This is a genomic window from Anaerobacillus alkalilacustris, assembly GCF_001866005.1.
GTDB classification, from domain to species: domain Bacteria; phylum Bacillota; class Bacilli; order Bacillales; family Anaerobacillaceae; genus Anaerobacillus; species Anaerobacillus alkalilacustris.
In genome coordinates this window covers 14,838-31,024 of sequence record NZ_MLQR01000025.1, presented here as the reverse complement: position 1 = coordinate 31,024, position 16,187 = coordinate 14,838, and the positions used below count along the sequence as shown (strand labels likewise).

Sequence of the window (16,187 nt, the reverse complement as noted above, 5' to 3'; positions counted from 1 at the left end):
TATAAGAATCATTTACACCTTATTTTTAAATAACCAAAGCTATTCCGAACCAGCATTGAGTCGTTAATTATCAAAAACTGAAAAACATAGATCATCAGGTTGTGTTTTTAAAAAATTTATTACACACCCTCTATTTCCTATTGCCTTTTTTAGAAAACAACTTAAAAACCTTTAAGATTTAGCCGCATCTTAACTCAATAGCATAAATCCCAAGTTTTTTATTTTCACAGAAAAAGCGCAAGCGCCTTGATCACGGGAGAAAGGCACTGGAAGGCCTTTGGCAGAAGCCGCTCTTTGGCTTCCTACGTGCTTCTGCGTCTGACAGCTTTGCTTCGAAGTAGGCTTCCTCGAAGCAAAGTACCATGGAGCATCATCAAAGAAGCAATCCAGGCAGTCAGTGAAGTCAGAAACTTGACTGAAGTGACCGAGCTCGTAGGCTGCTTGAGCTAGACAGTTTTAAGTTAGAAATTTATAAATTCTAATACATTAAAAAAGCCGGCCTTCTAAAATAGAAAGCCGGAGCCATTAAATCTGTAAATAACCTAACCGGACTAACTCAATGACTGCTTGCGAGCGCCCCTTTACTCCAAGCTTTTGCATTGTGTTCGAAATATGATTACGAACAGTCTTTTCACTTATGAATAGCTGCTGTGCAATTTCCTTTGTAGTCTTGTCTTGGACTAGTAATTCAAATACTTCCTTTTCACGTTTTGTGAGTAGTGGCTTAGGACGGAATTCGTGATCTTTCAATTAATTCACCCTCTCTTGCACGGGCTGCATTGAATAGGATATTTTAATATTTAGCTACGATATCCTATGTTAGGGGATGTTCCCATGTGACTTATTTATGAGAAGATGTGAAAGAAGTTTCGCCTTTTTTTTAAAAATATCGTGCCCATTTTTAACTTTTTGACTCTTAGATTAACTTAGCGATAAAGGGGGCACATTTTACTAATAATTATTATCACTACCAAAGAAGTTTTTAAAAGATTGTATTGTTGTGTCACGGTTTAGAGCCGCAATAGATGTCGTTAAAGGAATTCCTTTAGGACATGCTTGAACACAGTTTTGAGAATTTCCGCAATTTGTTAAACCACCATCATCCATTATTGCTTCAAGTCGTTCCGCTTTATTCATTGCACCTGTTGGATGAGCGTTAAAAAGACGAACCTGAGACAATGGCGCCGGACCAATAAAAGGAGATTTACTATTAACATTAGGACAAGCCTCTAAACAAACTCCACATGTCATACACTTAGACAATTCATATGCCCATTGACGTTTACCTTCTGCCATTCTTGGACCTGGCCCTAAATCAAATGTCCCATCGATAGGAATCCAAGCCTTTACTTTCTTTAAAGATTCAAACATTTTCGTGCGATCTACTAATAAGTCACGAATGACCGGAAACGTCCGCATCGGTTCTAACCGAATCGGTTGCTCAAGTTGATCAATAAGAGCAGTGCAGGATTGCCTTGGTTTCCCATTAATAGTCATCGAACAGGCCCCACATACTTCCTCTAAACAACTCATATCCCACGTGATAGGAGTTGTTTTCTTACCGGATGCATTTATCGGATTTCTTCGCATTTCCATTAAAGCTGAGATGACATTCATATTTTCACGATACGGTATTACAAATTCTTCTTTGAAAGGCGTAGATTCAGGATCCACTTGTCTGGTGATGATAAATCGAATGGTTTTTTGACTCATGCCTTTTCACTCACTTTCTTTTTAGTGGTGTAGTCACGTTTTCGTGGTTTGATTAATGAAACATCTACTTCTTCATATTCAAACTCTGGACCATTCAATTGAGCGTTAAATTTTGCCTTTGTTGTCTTTAACCATTCTTCATCATTACGGTCTGAAAATTCTGGCTTGTAATGCGCCCCCCTACTTTCATTACGGTTATAAGCACCTATTGTGATTACTCTTGCTAAATGTAACATTCCTTCAAGTTGACGTGTAAATGCTACACCTTGATTACTCCATTTTGTTGTATCTGAAATATTTATATTTTTATAACGCTCAATTAGCTCTAATATCTTTTCATCCGTTTTTAAAAGACGTTTATTTTCACGGACTACCGTCACATTTTCCGTCATACTAGCACCAAGTTCTTGATGTAGTTGGAATGCATTTTCTTTCCCATCCATTTTTAACAGTGATTCGAATTTACTTTCTTCCTCTTTTAAGTAACGGTCATATAATGTTGTAGAAATATCTTCAACAGACTTTTCGAGTCCATTTATATATTCAACAGCTTTAGGGCCAGCTACCATCCCACCGAATATAGCAGAAAGTAACGAATTTGCTCCTAGACGGTTGGCACCGTGTTGTGAGTAATCTACTTCCCCGGCGGCAAATAAACCAGGAATGTTTGTCATTTGATTATAATCTACCCATATTCCTCCCATAGAGTAATGAACTCCAGGAAAAATTTTCATTGGTACTTTACGAGGATCATCTCCCATGAATTTTTCATAGATTTCCATAATACCACCAAGTTTAATATCCAATTCTTTAGGATCTTTATGTGAAAGATCGAGATAGACCATGTTTTCTCCATTAATTCCTAACTTCTGATTCACGCACACATCAAAAATTTCTCGTGTAGCAATATCACGAGGTACTAAGTTTCCATACGCAGGATATTTTTCTTCTAAAAAGTACCAAGGCTTTCCATCTTTATATGTCCATACACGTCCACCTTCTCCGCGAGCTGACTCACTCATTAGGCGAAGTTTATCGTCTCCTGGAATAGCCGTTGGATGAATTTGGATGAACTCACCATTCGCATAATATACACCTTGCTCATATAATTTAGCAGCTGCAAAACCTGTATTTATCATTGAATTAGTTGATTTACCGAATACTATCCCTGGACCACCTGTAGCAATAATTACTGCATCACCTTTGAAGTATTCAATTTTTGAAGAATTTAGATTTTGAGCAACAATTCCTCGACATATACCTTCATCATCAATTATTGCCGATAAAAATTCCCAGCCTTCAAACTTATTAACGAGACCTTTTGTTTCAAACCTTCGCACTTGCTCATCCATCGCATATAATAATTGCTGACCTGTAGTGGCTCCAGCAAAAGCTGTACGATGATATTGAGTACCACCAAAGCGACGAAAATCTAGTAACCCTTCAGATGTACGGTTAAACATCACACCCATACGGTCAAATAAATGAATAATACCAGGCGCAGCTTCACACATTGCCTTAACTGGTGGTTGATTTGCTAAAAAATCACCACCATAAATAGTATCATCAAAATGCTCTGATGGTGAATCTCCCTCACCTTTTGTATTTACAGCCCCGTTTATACCACCTTGGGCACAAACAGAGTGAGAACGTTTTACGGGAACTACTGAAAATAAATCCACTTTAACTCCTGCTTCTGCCGATTTTACTGCGGCCATTAATCCTGCTAGGCCACCACCAACTATCACAATTTTTCCTTTACTCATATGAGATCACTCCTCCATATTTGGCTAGATAAATGCTAAGATTGCACGAATACCAACAAACGTTAACGCCAAGAAAACACCAAGCGTTACATAGGTTGAAATTTGCTGTGACCTTTGAGTAATGGTGATTCCCCATGTGACGAAAAACGACCATAGTCCGTTAGCAAAGTGAAACGTTGCCGCCACTATTCCTACAATATAAAACGTTAAGATAAACGGATTAGCAACGATATTTGCCATCATATCAAAGTCAACAGTCGCTCCTAAAGCAGCAGCAACTCTTGTTTCCCAAACATGCCAAGCTAAAAAAATTACTGTAATTACACCAGTGGTACGTTGTAATCTAAACATCCAGTTACGAAAGTAACCATAAGTATTTGTGTTATGCCTTGCTTGAAAAGCAATAAATAGACCATAAACAGCATGAAATATTAAAGGTAAAAATATGAAAAAGATTTCTAATAAGTACCTGAATGGGAGATTCTCCATAAAATGAGTTGCTGCATTGTAACTCTCAGCACCGTGGACTGCAGTATAATTAACCATTAAATGAATAATTAAAAAAATCCCTACTGGTATAACACCTAATAAAGAATGTAACTTACGATAAAAAAATTCTCGATTTCCAGCCATGCGTTTTCCTCCTGTCCATTTTTTTTAGTAGGTTTATTAATCGTTTAATTCTATGTTGGTAAAGTCCTACTACCAATATTTATTCATTAAATTTGAATGATTTCCTCTATTTATCTAACTTTTCTATAAAAATACCTTTAGAGACCTTCAAAATTATGTACAAATCTCAGTTATTGAATACCTTATTTATTATATTAAACATTTCGATTGCAACTGTTTTTTTGAAAATATTGTGACAATTTCATTGTAACGTCTATATATATTCAGCGTCAAGAAAGCGAATACAAGTTAAGACTAATTAAGCAAAAAAATAATGCAAATGGCTCATTGAAGTATATACTTTCAATGAGCCATTTATTACCCTATGATAATTCGTTCGGTAGGATACTTATAATAACTTTTCGTTTCCTTTTTACGAATGGAGAAAAGAAAAGCAATTAGTCCTACACGTCCAATAAACATCAAGACCATTAATATCATTTGACTTGGCAAAGTTAAATCTGGCGTAATCCCCATAGATAATCCACAAGTTCCAAAAGCAGAACTTGCTTCAAATATGATTGCCATCAAAGCTATTTCACCACTATTTTCAAAAGCTGCAATTAAAATAATCGCTAAAAACAACATAACGATAAAAACAGATAATACTATGAATGATTTTTGTCGATCTTCTTGATGTATCTCCCGACCAAATACTTTGACATCAGTTTTTCCTAATGCAAAACTACGAATGGTTAAAAACATAACTGCTAAAGTTGTCGTACGGATCCCACCACCCACACTCGACGGACTTGCACCTATAATCATCAAACCTGACAACAATAATAATGTTGCTAAGCTAAGTTGTGAGACATCCATTGTTGCTAGTCCACCGCTTCTTGCTGTAGCTGAATTAAATAACGAATAAAATAGTTGTTGATGCCATTCAAGACCCACATAATAGTGGCCCATTTCCAACAACCAAATTGATATAAAACCAAAAACAAAGACAATGAAATAAGTGGTTGTGGTAATCTTTGTAAATAAACTAAATTTAAAATTCGGGTGATCTTTAGAAAAGTATTGCTTCAATTCCATTAATACCGGAAAACCAATTGCCCCAGCAAAAATCAATAAGACAACAATTAGTTGTACAAAATAATCATTAGCAAAAGGAATTAACGATTTTCCAGTCACGTCAAAACCTGCATTTGTGAATGCACTTAAAGATGCAAAAGCACCTTGATAATATGCTTCTCCAACCGTTTCAAAGTAATTTAAAAAATATGTACCTAATATTAAAGCTCCAATAAGCTCAATAATTAACGCAACAAACAAAATGCCGCGCATTAAATTTACTAAGCCAGAAAATGTATTTTGATTTTGGTCAACCATAATCAGCATTCGTTGTGACAAAATGATTTTCCTACCAAATAACATCCACACAAACGTCCCAAGCGTCATAATACCAATTCCACCCAACTGGATGGCAATGGCTAAAAAGATAATTCCTATATAACTAAATGTCTCTGAAACATTAACAACTGTTAGCCCCGTCACACTAACTGCACTAACTGAGGTAAACAACGCTTCAGAATATGTAACTGAGACACCTGGTAGGTGTGATATCGGTAAATATAATAACAAGCTAAATAAAAACATTGCTATTATATATGAAATAATAATAATTCTAAATGGGGTTAGAAATTTCCCCTTTGAAAAATTCATAACTACATACCTCCGAATCAACTCGGGGTTTAGTATACCATATTTTGCACAAGTTTATATAGTACAATCTAAAGGAAAAGAGATATAATAATAACTGAAATGTACTGCAAAAAAAGTGGGGGAAAAAAATGATTTTTAAACATAAAGAGAGAAATTTACCTGAACACACCGAAGGGTTACAAATACCATTGTTTGGATATGAACTCTTAAGAGAGGAAGTACTTCCCGACCTATTAGGAAAAGACCATAATGTCATTTTATATTGGGCAGGAAAATCATTAGCTAGAAAATATCCACTTTCTTCAATTGACGAACTGATCGCTTTTTTTGATAAAGCGGGTTGGGGCAACCTAGTATTAGTGAAGGAAAAGAAGACAGAAGCAATATTTGAATTAACTTCACATCTATTTGATCAAAAAAAATCGTTTTCTGCCCCATTAGAAGCTGGTTTTATAGCAGAACAAATCCAATACATGCAAGGATTTATTACTGAAGCAAACGAGATTTCTAAAATAGGAAAGTTAAAAAAAGTTGTTTTTCATGTTAAATGGGATCTAGAAGACCGTGTTACAACATATTAAACCACCTAAAAAAAGAAAATAACTTTATGATTTTCTACCATGTAAAAAAGAGTTGAACCATAATCAATTGGTCAAACTCTTTTTTGTCTTTTTTTACTTTATCTTTGAAGAACTTTTATTTCTTCTAACTTAAATTCTTTATGTAGCGTTTCTACCGCCTTAACCATTTCATTTTGATCAATAACTGTTGAAACTTTAATCTCAGACGTACTAACCATCTTTATTAAAATTCCTACATCAGAAAGAGACTTAAACATAATTCCGGCTACCCCAGGGTTTGAAATCATTCCAGAGCCAACAATTGAAACTTTTGCTAGCCCTGTTTCGTGTTGGATTTCCTCAAATAAAAGAACTGAGCGATTTTCTTCTAAAACCTCAAGAGTTTCGGTGAACTTTTCAGAGTTAATTGAAAAGGAAATATTGGTATTCTCACTATCAATCACATTTTGAATAATAATATCAACGTTAATATTGTTTGCTGCTAGCGTAGTAAATATATTTGATAACCCTGAAATATTATTAGGCATCCCACATACTGAAATTTTTGTTACATTACTTTCAAAAGCTAACCCTCTTACAACTAGATTTTCTTCCACTGACGCTTCCTCCTCTATCATTGTTCCCTCTTCCTCAACCATACTAGAACGAACTGTTAACTTCACTTGATAATTTTTTGCAAATTCAACTGCACGAGGGTGTAAAACCCCAGCACCTAAATTGGCTAATTCCAACATTTCATCGTAAGAAATTGAACTTAACTTTCTTGCCTCTTTCACCACTCTAGGGTCAGTTGTAAACACACCTGTAACATCTGTAAAGATATCACATCGGTCCGCCTTTAAACCTGCAGCTAAAGCTACGGCTGTCGTATCGGAACCTCCTCTTCCTAATGTGGTAATCTCTCCACTTTCTGTTACCCCTTGAAACCCTGCGACAATAACAATTTTTCCCGTAGTCAAATAATTCGTTATTTTTTCTTTTTCAAAATTAAGAATTCGAGCATTACTATGGCAAGCTTCCGTTATTATTCCTGCTTGCCACCCCGTTAGCGATACGGTATCATAACCTCTTTCTTGAAGTGCCATTGCTAAAATCGATATAGTCACTTGTTCGCCTGTAGAAAGAAGCATATCCATTTCACGCTTGCTTGGTTTTTCAGTAACCCCTTTGGCTAAAGCTACTAACTCATCAGTTGATTTTCCCATTGCGGAAACAACGACCACAACTTGGTCACCGTTTTCAACCATATTAATAATTCTGTTTGCTACATTTTTAATTCGTTCGATATTACCAACTGATGTTCCACCGAACTTTTGAACAACTAAAGCCATTTGACTTACACCCTTTCAAATTTTAGTTTCCCAAAAATTCTATCCCTATAATTCATTCGTGAAAATCCCGCTCTACATACGATAAAAAACAAAAAGCATCAGTAAGGAAGACTCCTCACTGACGCTTTAACAAATGTAGTCAAAACAAATAGAAACTATTATTGTTCCCTTTCACGTGAGATAGTTCTCCACACAACCATTGGGATCGATTGTGTGACAGCTCTACATTTATTCAATGTAGGTCCAGTATAAGAGTAGTGAGTTACTGAATATACTTCGGCAAATTCCCCTTTCAGCTATAATCACTGGACCTCACTGTCCTCCTATAGCGTACTAATAGTTTTTGCGCCTCTACCACCACTTCATTTTTGAAGTATTGGATATTCAATTAGTAAATATTGTAACAGAATTCTATTAGAATGTAAAATACTAGGTTAGAATTACATACTGCTTTTTCTTTCTCTACTCTTTCAGTTTTTCCATTAATCCTAGAGCTACCTTTTCCGGTATTCCAATTTGACGGAAGTCTTCTAAACTAGCTTCTTTCATCTTTCTTACAGAGCCGAAATGTTTTAATAGGAGTCGTTTGCGTTTTTCACCAACTCCTTCTATTTCATCTAACACAGAAGAAAAGAGACTCTTACTACGAATTTGTCGGTGAAAAGTAATTGCAAAGCGGTGAACTTCATCTTGAATTCTTTGTAATAAATAGAATTCTTGACTATCTCGCTTTAACGGTACAACCACAGGCGGATCACCCATTAATAATTGCGATGTACGGTGTTTTTCGTCTTTAGCTAAGCCACATACTGGTATTGTAAGGCCTAATTCATCTTGAACTACACTCTGCGCGGCAGAAATTTGCCCTTTTCCCCCATCTATAACGATTAAGTCAGGTAACGGTAAGTTTTCTTTTAACTGTCTTAGATATCGCCTTCGAATTACTTCGCGCATAGATTCATAATCATCAGGCCCTTGAACAGTACGAACTTTATACTTACGATAACCTTTCCTGTTAGGTTTCCCATTAACAAAACTAACCATAGCCGAAACTGGATCTACGCCTTGAATGTTCGAGTTATCAAAAGCTTCAATAACTTTTGGGGTTGGGATTTTTAGTGCAACACCTAAATTCTCGATAGCTTTAATTGTTTTTGCTTCGTCTCTTTCGATTAAATCAAACTTTTCCTTTAAAGCAGCTGTAGCGTTTTGTATCGCTAATTCTACTAATTCCTTTTTCTGACCACGTTGCGGATGAACTGTTCGTACTTGAAGAAATTCACTTGTAAGGTCTTTATCTATTGAGTTTGGAAGAAAGATTTCCTTTGGCTTTATATGTTCCTTTTGACTATAAAATTGTCCTAAAAACGTTAGAAACTCTTCGTCTGGTTCTTGGAGAACTGGAAAAATAGATACATCCCGTTCGATTAACTTACCTTGTCGAATAAAAAAAACTTGTACACACATCCAGCCTTTATCGTAGTAAAAACCAAATACGTCTCGATCAATTTCATCGGTAATTGTAATCTTTTGTTTTTCCATAACTGCTTCTATATGTTGGATTTGATCACGATATTCCTTTGCGCGTTCAAACTCAAGATTTTCAGCTGATGCTTCCATCTTCGCAATTAGTTCTTTTTTTATCGTCGAATGACCGCCGTTTAAAAAACGCGTTATTTCCTCTACCATTTCTTTATTTGTAATACTACTAACTTCTTGAATACATGGACCCAAGCATTGATTAATATGAAAATAAAGACAGACCCGTTCTGGTATAGTTGTACATTTTCGTAACGGATAAAGACGATCTAGTAGTTTTTTTGTCTCATTTGCAGAGCCTGCATTTGGATATGGTCCAAAATACTTCCCCTTATCCTTTTTTACCTTTCTTGTAGTAATGAGTCTAGGGTGTTCATCGGCAGTAATTTTCAGATAAGGATAACTTTTGTCATCTCTTAACATAACATTGTATTTGGGATCGTACTTTTTAATTAAATTTAATTCTAAAATTAATGCCTCAAGATTAGAGGAAGTAATGATATATTCAAAGTCATCAATTTCACTGACTAAAAGCTGGGTTTTGCCGTTATGAGAACCCGAAAAGTAGGATCTCACCCTATTTTTTAATATTTTCGCTTTACCAACATAAATGACCGTACCTTTTGAATCCTTCATCAAATAACAGCCGGGCTGATCTGGTAAGATCGCTAATTTCTCCTTAAACTTTTCCATCTATTTAATCACCACTCTTTACTTTAAATTACTCTTAAGATACAAGATAAGTTTTTGGTGTTTTATCAATAAACTATAGCATAGGATCAAAAGTCGAACAAACGGTATTATTTAGAATAGAAAAAGTCCACTATCCTTAAATGGACAGTAGACTTTTCATTGATTAAGCTTTCATGGGGGTAGTAACCCAAAGTAATTAGAAAAAAGCTTATAAATGTTTATTTAATAATTCAGCTAATGCTTCTTTTGGTTGGAAGCCGACTACTTGATCTACAACTTCACCATTTTTTAATACTAATAATGTAGGGATACTCATTACACCAAACTTACTTGAAGTTTCTTGATTTTCATCTACATCAATTTTTGCAATCTTTACTTTGTCATTGAATTCTCCATCAAGTTCTTCAAGAACTGGAGCAATCATTTTACAAGGACCACACCAAGGTGCCCAAAAATCAACCAATACTACACCTTCACTTGTTTCACTAGTAAAGGTTTGGTCAGTAACATTTACAATAGCCATTGTTAAAATCCTCCCTAAATACCATTTTATACTCATGCGTATTATATCATTATTTATTTAGTGCATGCTACTAAATTGCTTACAATAAGAAATTTCCCTTAAACGAAGAAATTATCCCTACACCTCTCAAACTTAAAGAACTCAGTCTATTGGAGAAATCTTAACTGCACTAATTTTAAAGCCTGGTATTTTGCAGGTTGGATCTAATGAATCAGATATCAAACAGTTAACATTTTGCGAATCTGCCCAATGAAAAGGAACAAAAACTGTGTCTTGGCGAATTTGATTAGACCATTTGCTTCTTACTACAATCCTCCCTTTTTTAGATTCAATTTGGACCAAACTGTTATCTTGAATTCGGTATTTCATTGCAGTTGATGGGTGAATTTCTATAAAAGACTCAAAGTTTCTTGCAGCTAAAACCGAACTTTTTCTAGTTTGTACACCTGTTAAATAATGAGCCAATACCCTTCCTGTCGTTAAATACAGAGGATATTCTTCACTTATTTTTTCTTTTGACACAGTTGAATAATTTGAAACAGGAATAAGCACAGCCTTTTCATCTAAATGAGCAAATGATGTCTCAAATAACCTTTTCGAACCTTGATGATTTATCGTAGGACACGGCCATAGGATTCCATTCTCTTCTCTTAATCGGTCGTACGTAATACCGTAGTAATCTGCTATTCCACCACGACTTGCCACTCTCAGTTCATTAAAAATATCTTCTACAGATTTAAAAGAAAAGTATTTTCCTTTTCCAAGAATATGACTAATTTCACAAATAATTTGCCAGTCATGCTTAACTTCTCCTGGACATGCCCTCGATGCTTCGCGTAACGTGACACGCCCTTCTAAATTCGTTAATGTTCCTTCATCTTCTAAATAAGATGATGAAGGTAAAATTAAATCAGCGTATCTGGCAGTTTCAGAAATGAACATATCGACAACGACCAAAAACTTTAATTTTTGAAAAGCTTCTTTTACGATATTCGCATTAGGGTTGGAAACAACTGGGTTGGACCCCATCAAAAACATCCCCTTAATTTCCCCCCTATGAATCTCTTCTATCATTTCATAAGCAGAAACACCTTTTTTCGGTAAGTCCTTTTCATTAATTCCCCATATATCGGAAATATATTTACGATGCTCTTTATTGTCAATCAACCGATACCCTGGTAATTGATCAGCCTTTTGCCCATGTTCTCTTCCGCCTTGGCCATTCCCTTGTCCAGTTATAGCACCATAGCCACAACTAGGTTTTCCAATCTTCCCTGTTACCAAAAGGATATTCAATAGATTTCTGACAGCCATAACCCCATCTGTTTGTTGTTCTACACCTCGAGCAGTAAAAATCATTCCTGATTCCTCTTCTCCAAATTTCCTAGCAGCTCTTTGAATATGCTCAATTTCTATGCCAGTTATTTGTTCAATCTCATTTAAGTCAACAGCATTTAGATACTTTTCTAATTCTTGAAATCCATTCGTTCTATCTTGAACAAAAAGATCATCAACATAATTTTCTTCAATGATTACTTTTAATAGCCCATTGGCTAGCGCAGCGTCTGTACCTGGTTTTAGCTTTAGATGTAGGTCCGCCATTTTCGTCGTTTCTGTTTCGCGTGGATCAATGACAATAATATAAGCTCCGTTTTCCTTTGCTTTATGAAAATAAGGAGTCATTGTTGGCTGGCATTCTGCAAGATTTGACCCTACTATAATGATACATCTTGAATTTGGGATCTCTGACAAACTATTAGTTAACCCTCGATCAATACCAAAGGCTTGATTTGCAGCTGTTGCTGCTGCTGCCATACAAAAACGCCCGTTGTAATCAATGTATTTTGTTTTTAATGAAACACGTGCAAACTTCCCTAGTAAATAAGCTTCTTCATTAGTTAAAGAGCCACCGCCATAAACAGATAATGCATTTAAGCCATATTCAGATTGAATACGAGTAAAATTTATTTTTATATGTTCTAAAGCTTCTCCCCATGAAATTTGAACAAATTCACCATCTTTTTTGAAAAGAGGATACTTAATGCGCTCTTTGTGCAGCGCATGTTGATGAGCATTTAAACCTTTAATACATAAACGACCTTGTGACGTTGGATTATCTTTTGAGATTGTTTTATATTTCTTATTTGTAAAGGAAGATTGTTCAATTAATTGCATCTTACATTGCATACTACAATAAGGACATTGTGTATCATATGTTTTTTCGGCCTGCCATTTTTGTTGGTTGGTTCGAAAGTATTTTAATAACATCTCGGTCATAGTTACTCATTCCTTTTAAATCATTTTTAATGCTAGTGATTTCCTTTGTGTAGAAGTCTCCATTTCTAATCGGGTTAGTAATACAATACAAAGTTCTTCATCAAACAACACTTCACGAACATGGATTAGACCAATCCGATCTAACCATTCCCCAGTTGTTTCTAAATAATTTGCCGTTTCACGGTAGTATTGGATAAATGCACTTATTAACTTAATAACTTCTTCCTCATTTTCTGTAACGCATAATAAATTTCCAGCCTTAACATTCCGCCCACTGTTACCACCAACATAAATTTCCCAACCTCGATCAATACGTACGACTCCTACATCTTTCGTCGTTGCTTCAGCTCCGTTGTGGATACATCCTGAAATACTCATATTCACACGGTTAGGTGTTTGAATAAATTCCATACTTCGTTCTATACGAATTGCCAGATCAATGGCTACTTCTTTATCACATTTACACACATTTTCACCCATACACGTTCGAACAGGTTGAACCGTATGTTCATTTCTGGAGCACAATCTCATGTCTAAATCAGACCATATATCTCGCAAATATTCTTTTTTCACTCCATTTAAACTGATTCGTTGACCGCTTGTCAGTGTAACAGACGGGATATTATACTTCTCAACTACGTCAGCAATTTTACGTAATTCTTTAGCATCTGTTACACCACCATACATTTGTGGTATGACTGAAAAAGTCCCATCACTTTGTAATGTAGCATTCATATTTTCGTTAAGAAAAAGCGAATCTTGTTTTTTTACATAAGTTGGATATATCATTGCTAAATAATAGTTTAAAGCTGGACGACAGGTTGAACAGCCAGATTCGGATTTCCAATCAAGTGCTTTCACTACTTCTTCAATAGAAACTAGGTTTTGAACTTGAATTTGATGAACAACTTCATCTTCTGATAACGACGTACACCCACAAAAAGGTATTTTTTCTATAACTTCATCAAAATCAGGGCTTTGAATATAGTTTAATAGATCTTGAACTAATGGCTTACAGCTTCCGCACGATCCCGATGCTTTTGTACACTTTTTCACTTCGTCAATAGTTGTTATACCATTTTTTTGACAAGCTTCAATAATTTTTCCTTTAGAAACACTATTACATTGGCAGATAATATTGCTAGAATCCATAGCTTCGACTTGTGTCTCTGTCATATTGGGTGGTTGAAACATTTGAACATTCTCTAAATCAGTTATATCTTTTTGCTTTATTATCATATCTAAAATTCGTGAGCCATCACTCGTATCCCCGAACATAACTGCACCAATCATCTTATTACCTTTGAAAATAATTTTCTTATAAATACCTTCAAGTTCATCATAAACTTTTATAGTTTTCGTCGTATCATCTTCATTCAATTGACCGACAGAAAATAAGTCAACGCCAGAAATCTTTAATTGAGTCGAAAGTACAGAGCCCTTGTAACCTTCAGTTTCATTTTGGCATACCGATTTAGCCAGTACTTTTCCTTGTTCATACAATGGTTTGACTAATCCATATACCATTCCTCTATGCTCTACACATTCTCCTACAGCATAAATATCTGGTATATTTGTTTGTAAAAAATCATTTACAATAATGGCTCTATTTGTTTCTATGCCACTCTCTTTTGCTAACTGAATGTTTGGTGTTACTCCCACAGCCATCACAACTAACTCCGCTTCTATTTCTGTTCCATCCTTAAAACGTAACCCTTGCACATGATGATCTCCAATAATTTCTTCAGTCATTTTTTCTAGTAAAAAATTCATACCTTGACTTTCTAATTCTTTTTGCAGTAAATGCGCTGCCGTTTCATCTAATTGTCTTTCCATTAAAAAAGGAGCTAAATGTACGACATGAACGGTCATTCCTAAATTTAGTAAACCTCTAGCCGCCTCTAACCCTAGAAGTCCCCCACCAATCACAACCGCTTTTTTATATCGTTTTGAATATTCAATCATTTTTTGGCAATCTTCAATCGTACGGAAAGGAATAACCCCTTCCTTCTTAGCTCCAGGAATAGGAAGCATAAATGGACTTGACCCGGTCGCTAAAATCAATTTATCATAACCTACTTCACGATTTTGATCGGTTTTAATCATTTTTTTCTCTTTATCTATTTTGACAACTGTTTCATTTGTAAATAATTCTATATTATTTTTTTCATACCAATTTTGATCATTAATTATAATGTCTTCAATGGTTGTATCGCCTTGAAGAACTGTCGAAAGCAAAATTCGATTATAGTTAACATGTAATTCTTTTCCGAAAATGGTAATATCAAAAGCGTCAGAATTATTTTTAATTATTTCCTCAACACTACGAACACCAGCCATACCGTTACCTACAACTAATAATTTTTTTCTCATCAAGATAATCTCCTAACAAAATCATAATGTTGTAGCTAATTGCTACTATTTATTTATTCTTTCATAAAGTGAGTTAAAAAAAATAAATTACGTCACATTTACTCACATACAAAATAAACATAGATGTATCGTAATGTTATTTTCTATTTTTTAATATAAAGAAAAATATAGACTTTCTATAAAATTTGTATTAAGAAAAGAGAACCAGCATTAGACACCCCCTCCACGAATCGGGATCAAACGAGTAAATTCGTTTACTAGCTTGAGCATTTATCAAGCAAAACTTAAATTAATGGGCGGTTCCTTCATCCCCACTGTTTGTTAGTTTAACTTATACCACATGCATAAGAAGCTTTCACTGATGAAAGCAATTCTATCCCCAACTAAACTTTTCGATTTTCTTACGTTTTGAGGTGGGGGCCTACTGTCCCTTAAGAGTGGGGTAAATAATCCTTTTTAAAAAAGAAACCGCAAAGACTAATTCTTTGCGGTTAAGAATTTCATAATATACAATTTTTTAGCCACTAGATAGTATATCTAGTTGAACTGTTACGTTTAAAATAGACATAGTTTAATGTCGCTTTATTTCACTCATTTATATTATTTATAACTAGTTTCCTTGTTAAATTAATAAACTATTTTATGATCCCTGCACCTATAACAAAGGAAAGACCAAGCGAAATGATAAATGAAAGTAAACCAACAGCGCGATTATCTTTCTGTATTTCTTCGTCGACTTTAAAACGAGGCGTTAAAAATTCAAAAACAAAATAACCAAATATAAGTAAGCCAAATCCGAGAAATCCCCAAGTTAACATAGTGAAGAGTGAATCATTATGCTGGATTGAAAATCGAAAAATATTTGCCACCCCAAAAATTTTCCCCCCTGTCGCTAATGCAACAGACACATTCCCATTTTTGATTTCTTCCCAATTATTATACTTGGTTACTGTTTCAAAAATTGTTAAGAAAACAATAGTAGCTAAAACTACAACACTAAAGGTGGCGGCTGTGTAAACGAAATCAATTTGAAATAACCGGTCCACATTCC

At 35.0% G+C, this 16,187-nt stretch carries 12 protein-coding genes and 1 riboswitch; of the genes, 1 reads left to right on the top strand and 11 read right to left on the bottom strand.

From position 1 onward, the window contains the following. Window positions 1-525 precede the first annotated feature (525 nt). The 5 genes from BKP37_RS09460 to BKP37_RS09440 form a co-directional block, all read right to left on the bottom strand. Window positions 526-750, bottom strand: a complete 225-nt coding sequence (locus BKP37_RS09460) for a helix-turn-helix domain-containing protein (protein WP_071309370.1) — start codon at window positions 748-750, stop codon at window positions 526-528. 201 nt (window positions 751-951) lie between these two features. Further along, complete coding sequence (gene sdhB / locus BKP37_RS09455; protein ID WP_071309369.1) at window positions 952-1,713, bottom strand: succinate dehydrogenase iron-sulfur subunit; 762 nt, start codon at window positions 1,711-1,713, stop codon at window positions 952-954. Beyond that, window positions 1,710-3,479, bottom strand: a complete 1,770-nt coding sequence (gene sdhA, locus BKP37_RS09450) for a succinate dehydrogenase flavoprotein subunit (protein ID WP_071309368.1) — start codon at window positions 3,477-3,479, stop codon at window positions 1,710-1,712. The genes sdhB and sdhA overlap by 4 nt, the downstream gene beginning before the upstream one ends. A 24-nt stretch (window positions 3,480-3,503) precedes the next feature. Next, window positions 3,504-4,112, bottom strand: coding sequence for a succinate dehydrogenase cytochrome b558 subunit (locus tag BKP37_RS09445; protein ID WP_071309367.1), 609 nt, complete (start codon window positions 4,110-4,112; stop codon window positions 3,504-3,506). A gap of 357 nt (window positions 4,113-4,469) precedes the next feature. Then, the gene (locus BKP37_RS09440; RefSeq protein ID WP_071309366.1) at window positions 4,470-5,819 is read right to left on the bottom strand and encodes a TrkH family potassium uptake protein; all 1,350 of its coding nucleotides are present in this window, start codon (window positions 5,817-5,819) and stop codon (window positions 4,470-4,472) included. A 128-nt stretch (window positions 5,820-5,947) separates the two neighbouring features. Here BKP37_RS09440 and BKP37_RS09435 point away from each other — a divergent pair, with 128 nt between their 5' ends. Beyond that, the gene (locus BKP37_RS09435; RefSeq protein WP_071309365.1) at window positions 5,948-6,400 is read left to right on the top strand and encodes a YslB family protein; all 453 of its coding nucleotides are present in this window, start codon (window positions 5,948-5,950) and stop codon (window positions 6,398-6,400) included. Between the two features lie 98 nt (window positions 6,401-6,498). Here the strand turns inward: BKP37_RS09435 and BKP37_RS09430 are convergent, their stop codons facing one another. The 6 genes from BKP37_RS09430 to BKP37_RS09405 form a co-directional block, all read right to left on the bottom strand. After that, window positions 6,499-7,731 carry an aspartate kinase gene (locus BKP37_RS09430; protein ID WP_071309364.1) on the bottom strand — a complete coding sequence of 411 codons (1,233 nt, stop codon included), beginning with the start codon at window positions 7,729-7,731 and terminating at the stop codon, window positions 6,499-6,501. A 173-nt stretch (window positions 7,732-7,904) separates the two neighbouring features. Continuing rightward, window positions 7,905-8,093: riboswitch (Lysine riboswitch) on the bottom strand. Window positions 8,094-8,193: 100 nt separating this feature from the next. Then, window positions 8,194-9,963, bottom strand: a complete 1,770-nt coding sequence (uvrC, locus tag BKP37_RS09425; protein WP_071309363.1) for an excinuclease ABC subunit UvrC — start codon at window positions 9,961-9,963, stop codon at window positions 8,194-8,196. Between the two features lie 208 nt (window positions 9,964-10,171). After that, entirely contained in the window at window positions 10,172-10,486 is a 315-nt protein-coding gene (trxA, locus tag BKP37_RS09420) for a thioredoxin (RefSeq protein WP_071309362.1), read from the bottom strand. 141 nt (window positions 10,487-10,627) lie between these two features. Continuing rightward, a complete protein-coding gene (nasC, locus tag BKP37_RS09415; RefSeq protein ID WP_071309361.1) occupies window positions 10,628-12,763 on the bottom strand; it encodes an assimilatory nitrate reductase catalytic subunit NasC in 2,136 nt (711 codons plus the stop codon). 15 nt (window positions 12,764-12,778) lie between these two features. Further along, window positions 12,779-15,136, bottom strand: coding sequence for a nitrite reductase large subunit NirB (nirB, locus tag BKP37_RS09410; protein ID WP_245712488.1), 2,358 nt, complete (start codon window positions 15,134-15,136; stop codon window positions 12,779-12,781). 635 nt (window positions 15,137-15,771) lie between these two features. Next, window positions 15,772-16,182 (bottom strand): DUF350 domain-containing protein, encoded by a 411-nt coding sequence (locus BKP37_RS09405; protein ID WP_071309359.1) that lies wholly within the window; start codon window positions 16,180-16,182, stop codon window positions 15,772-15,774. Window positions 16,183-16,187: the final 5 nt, after the last annotated feature.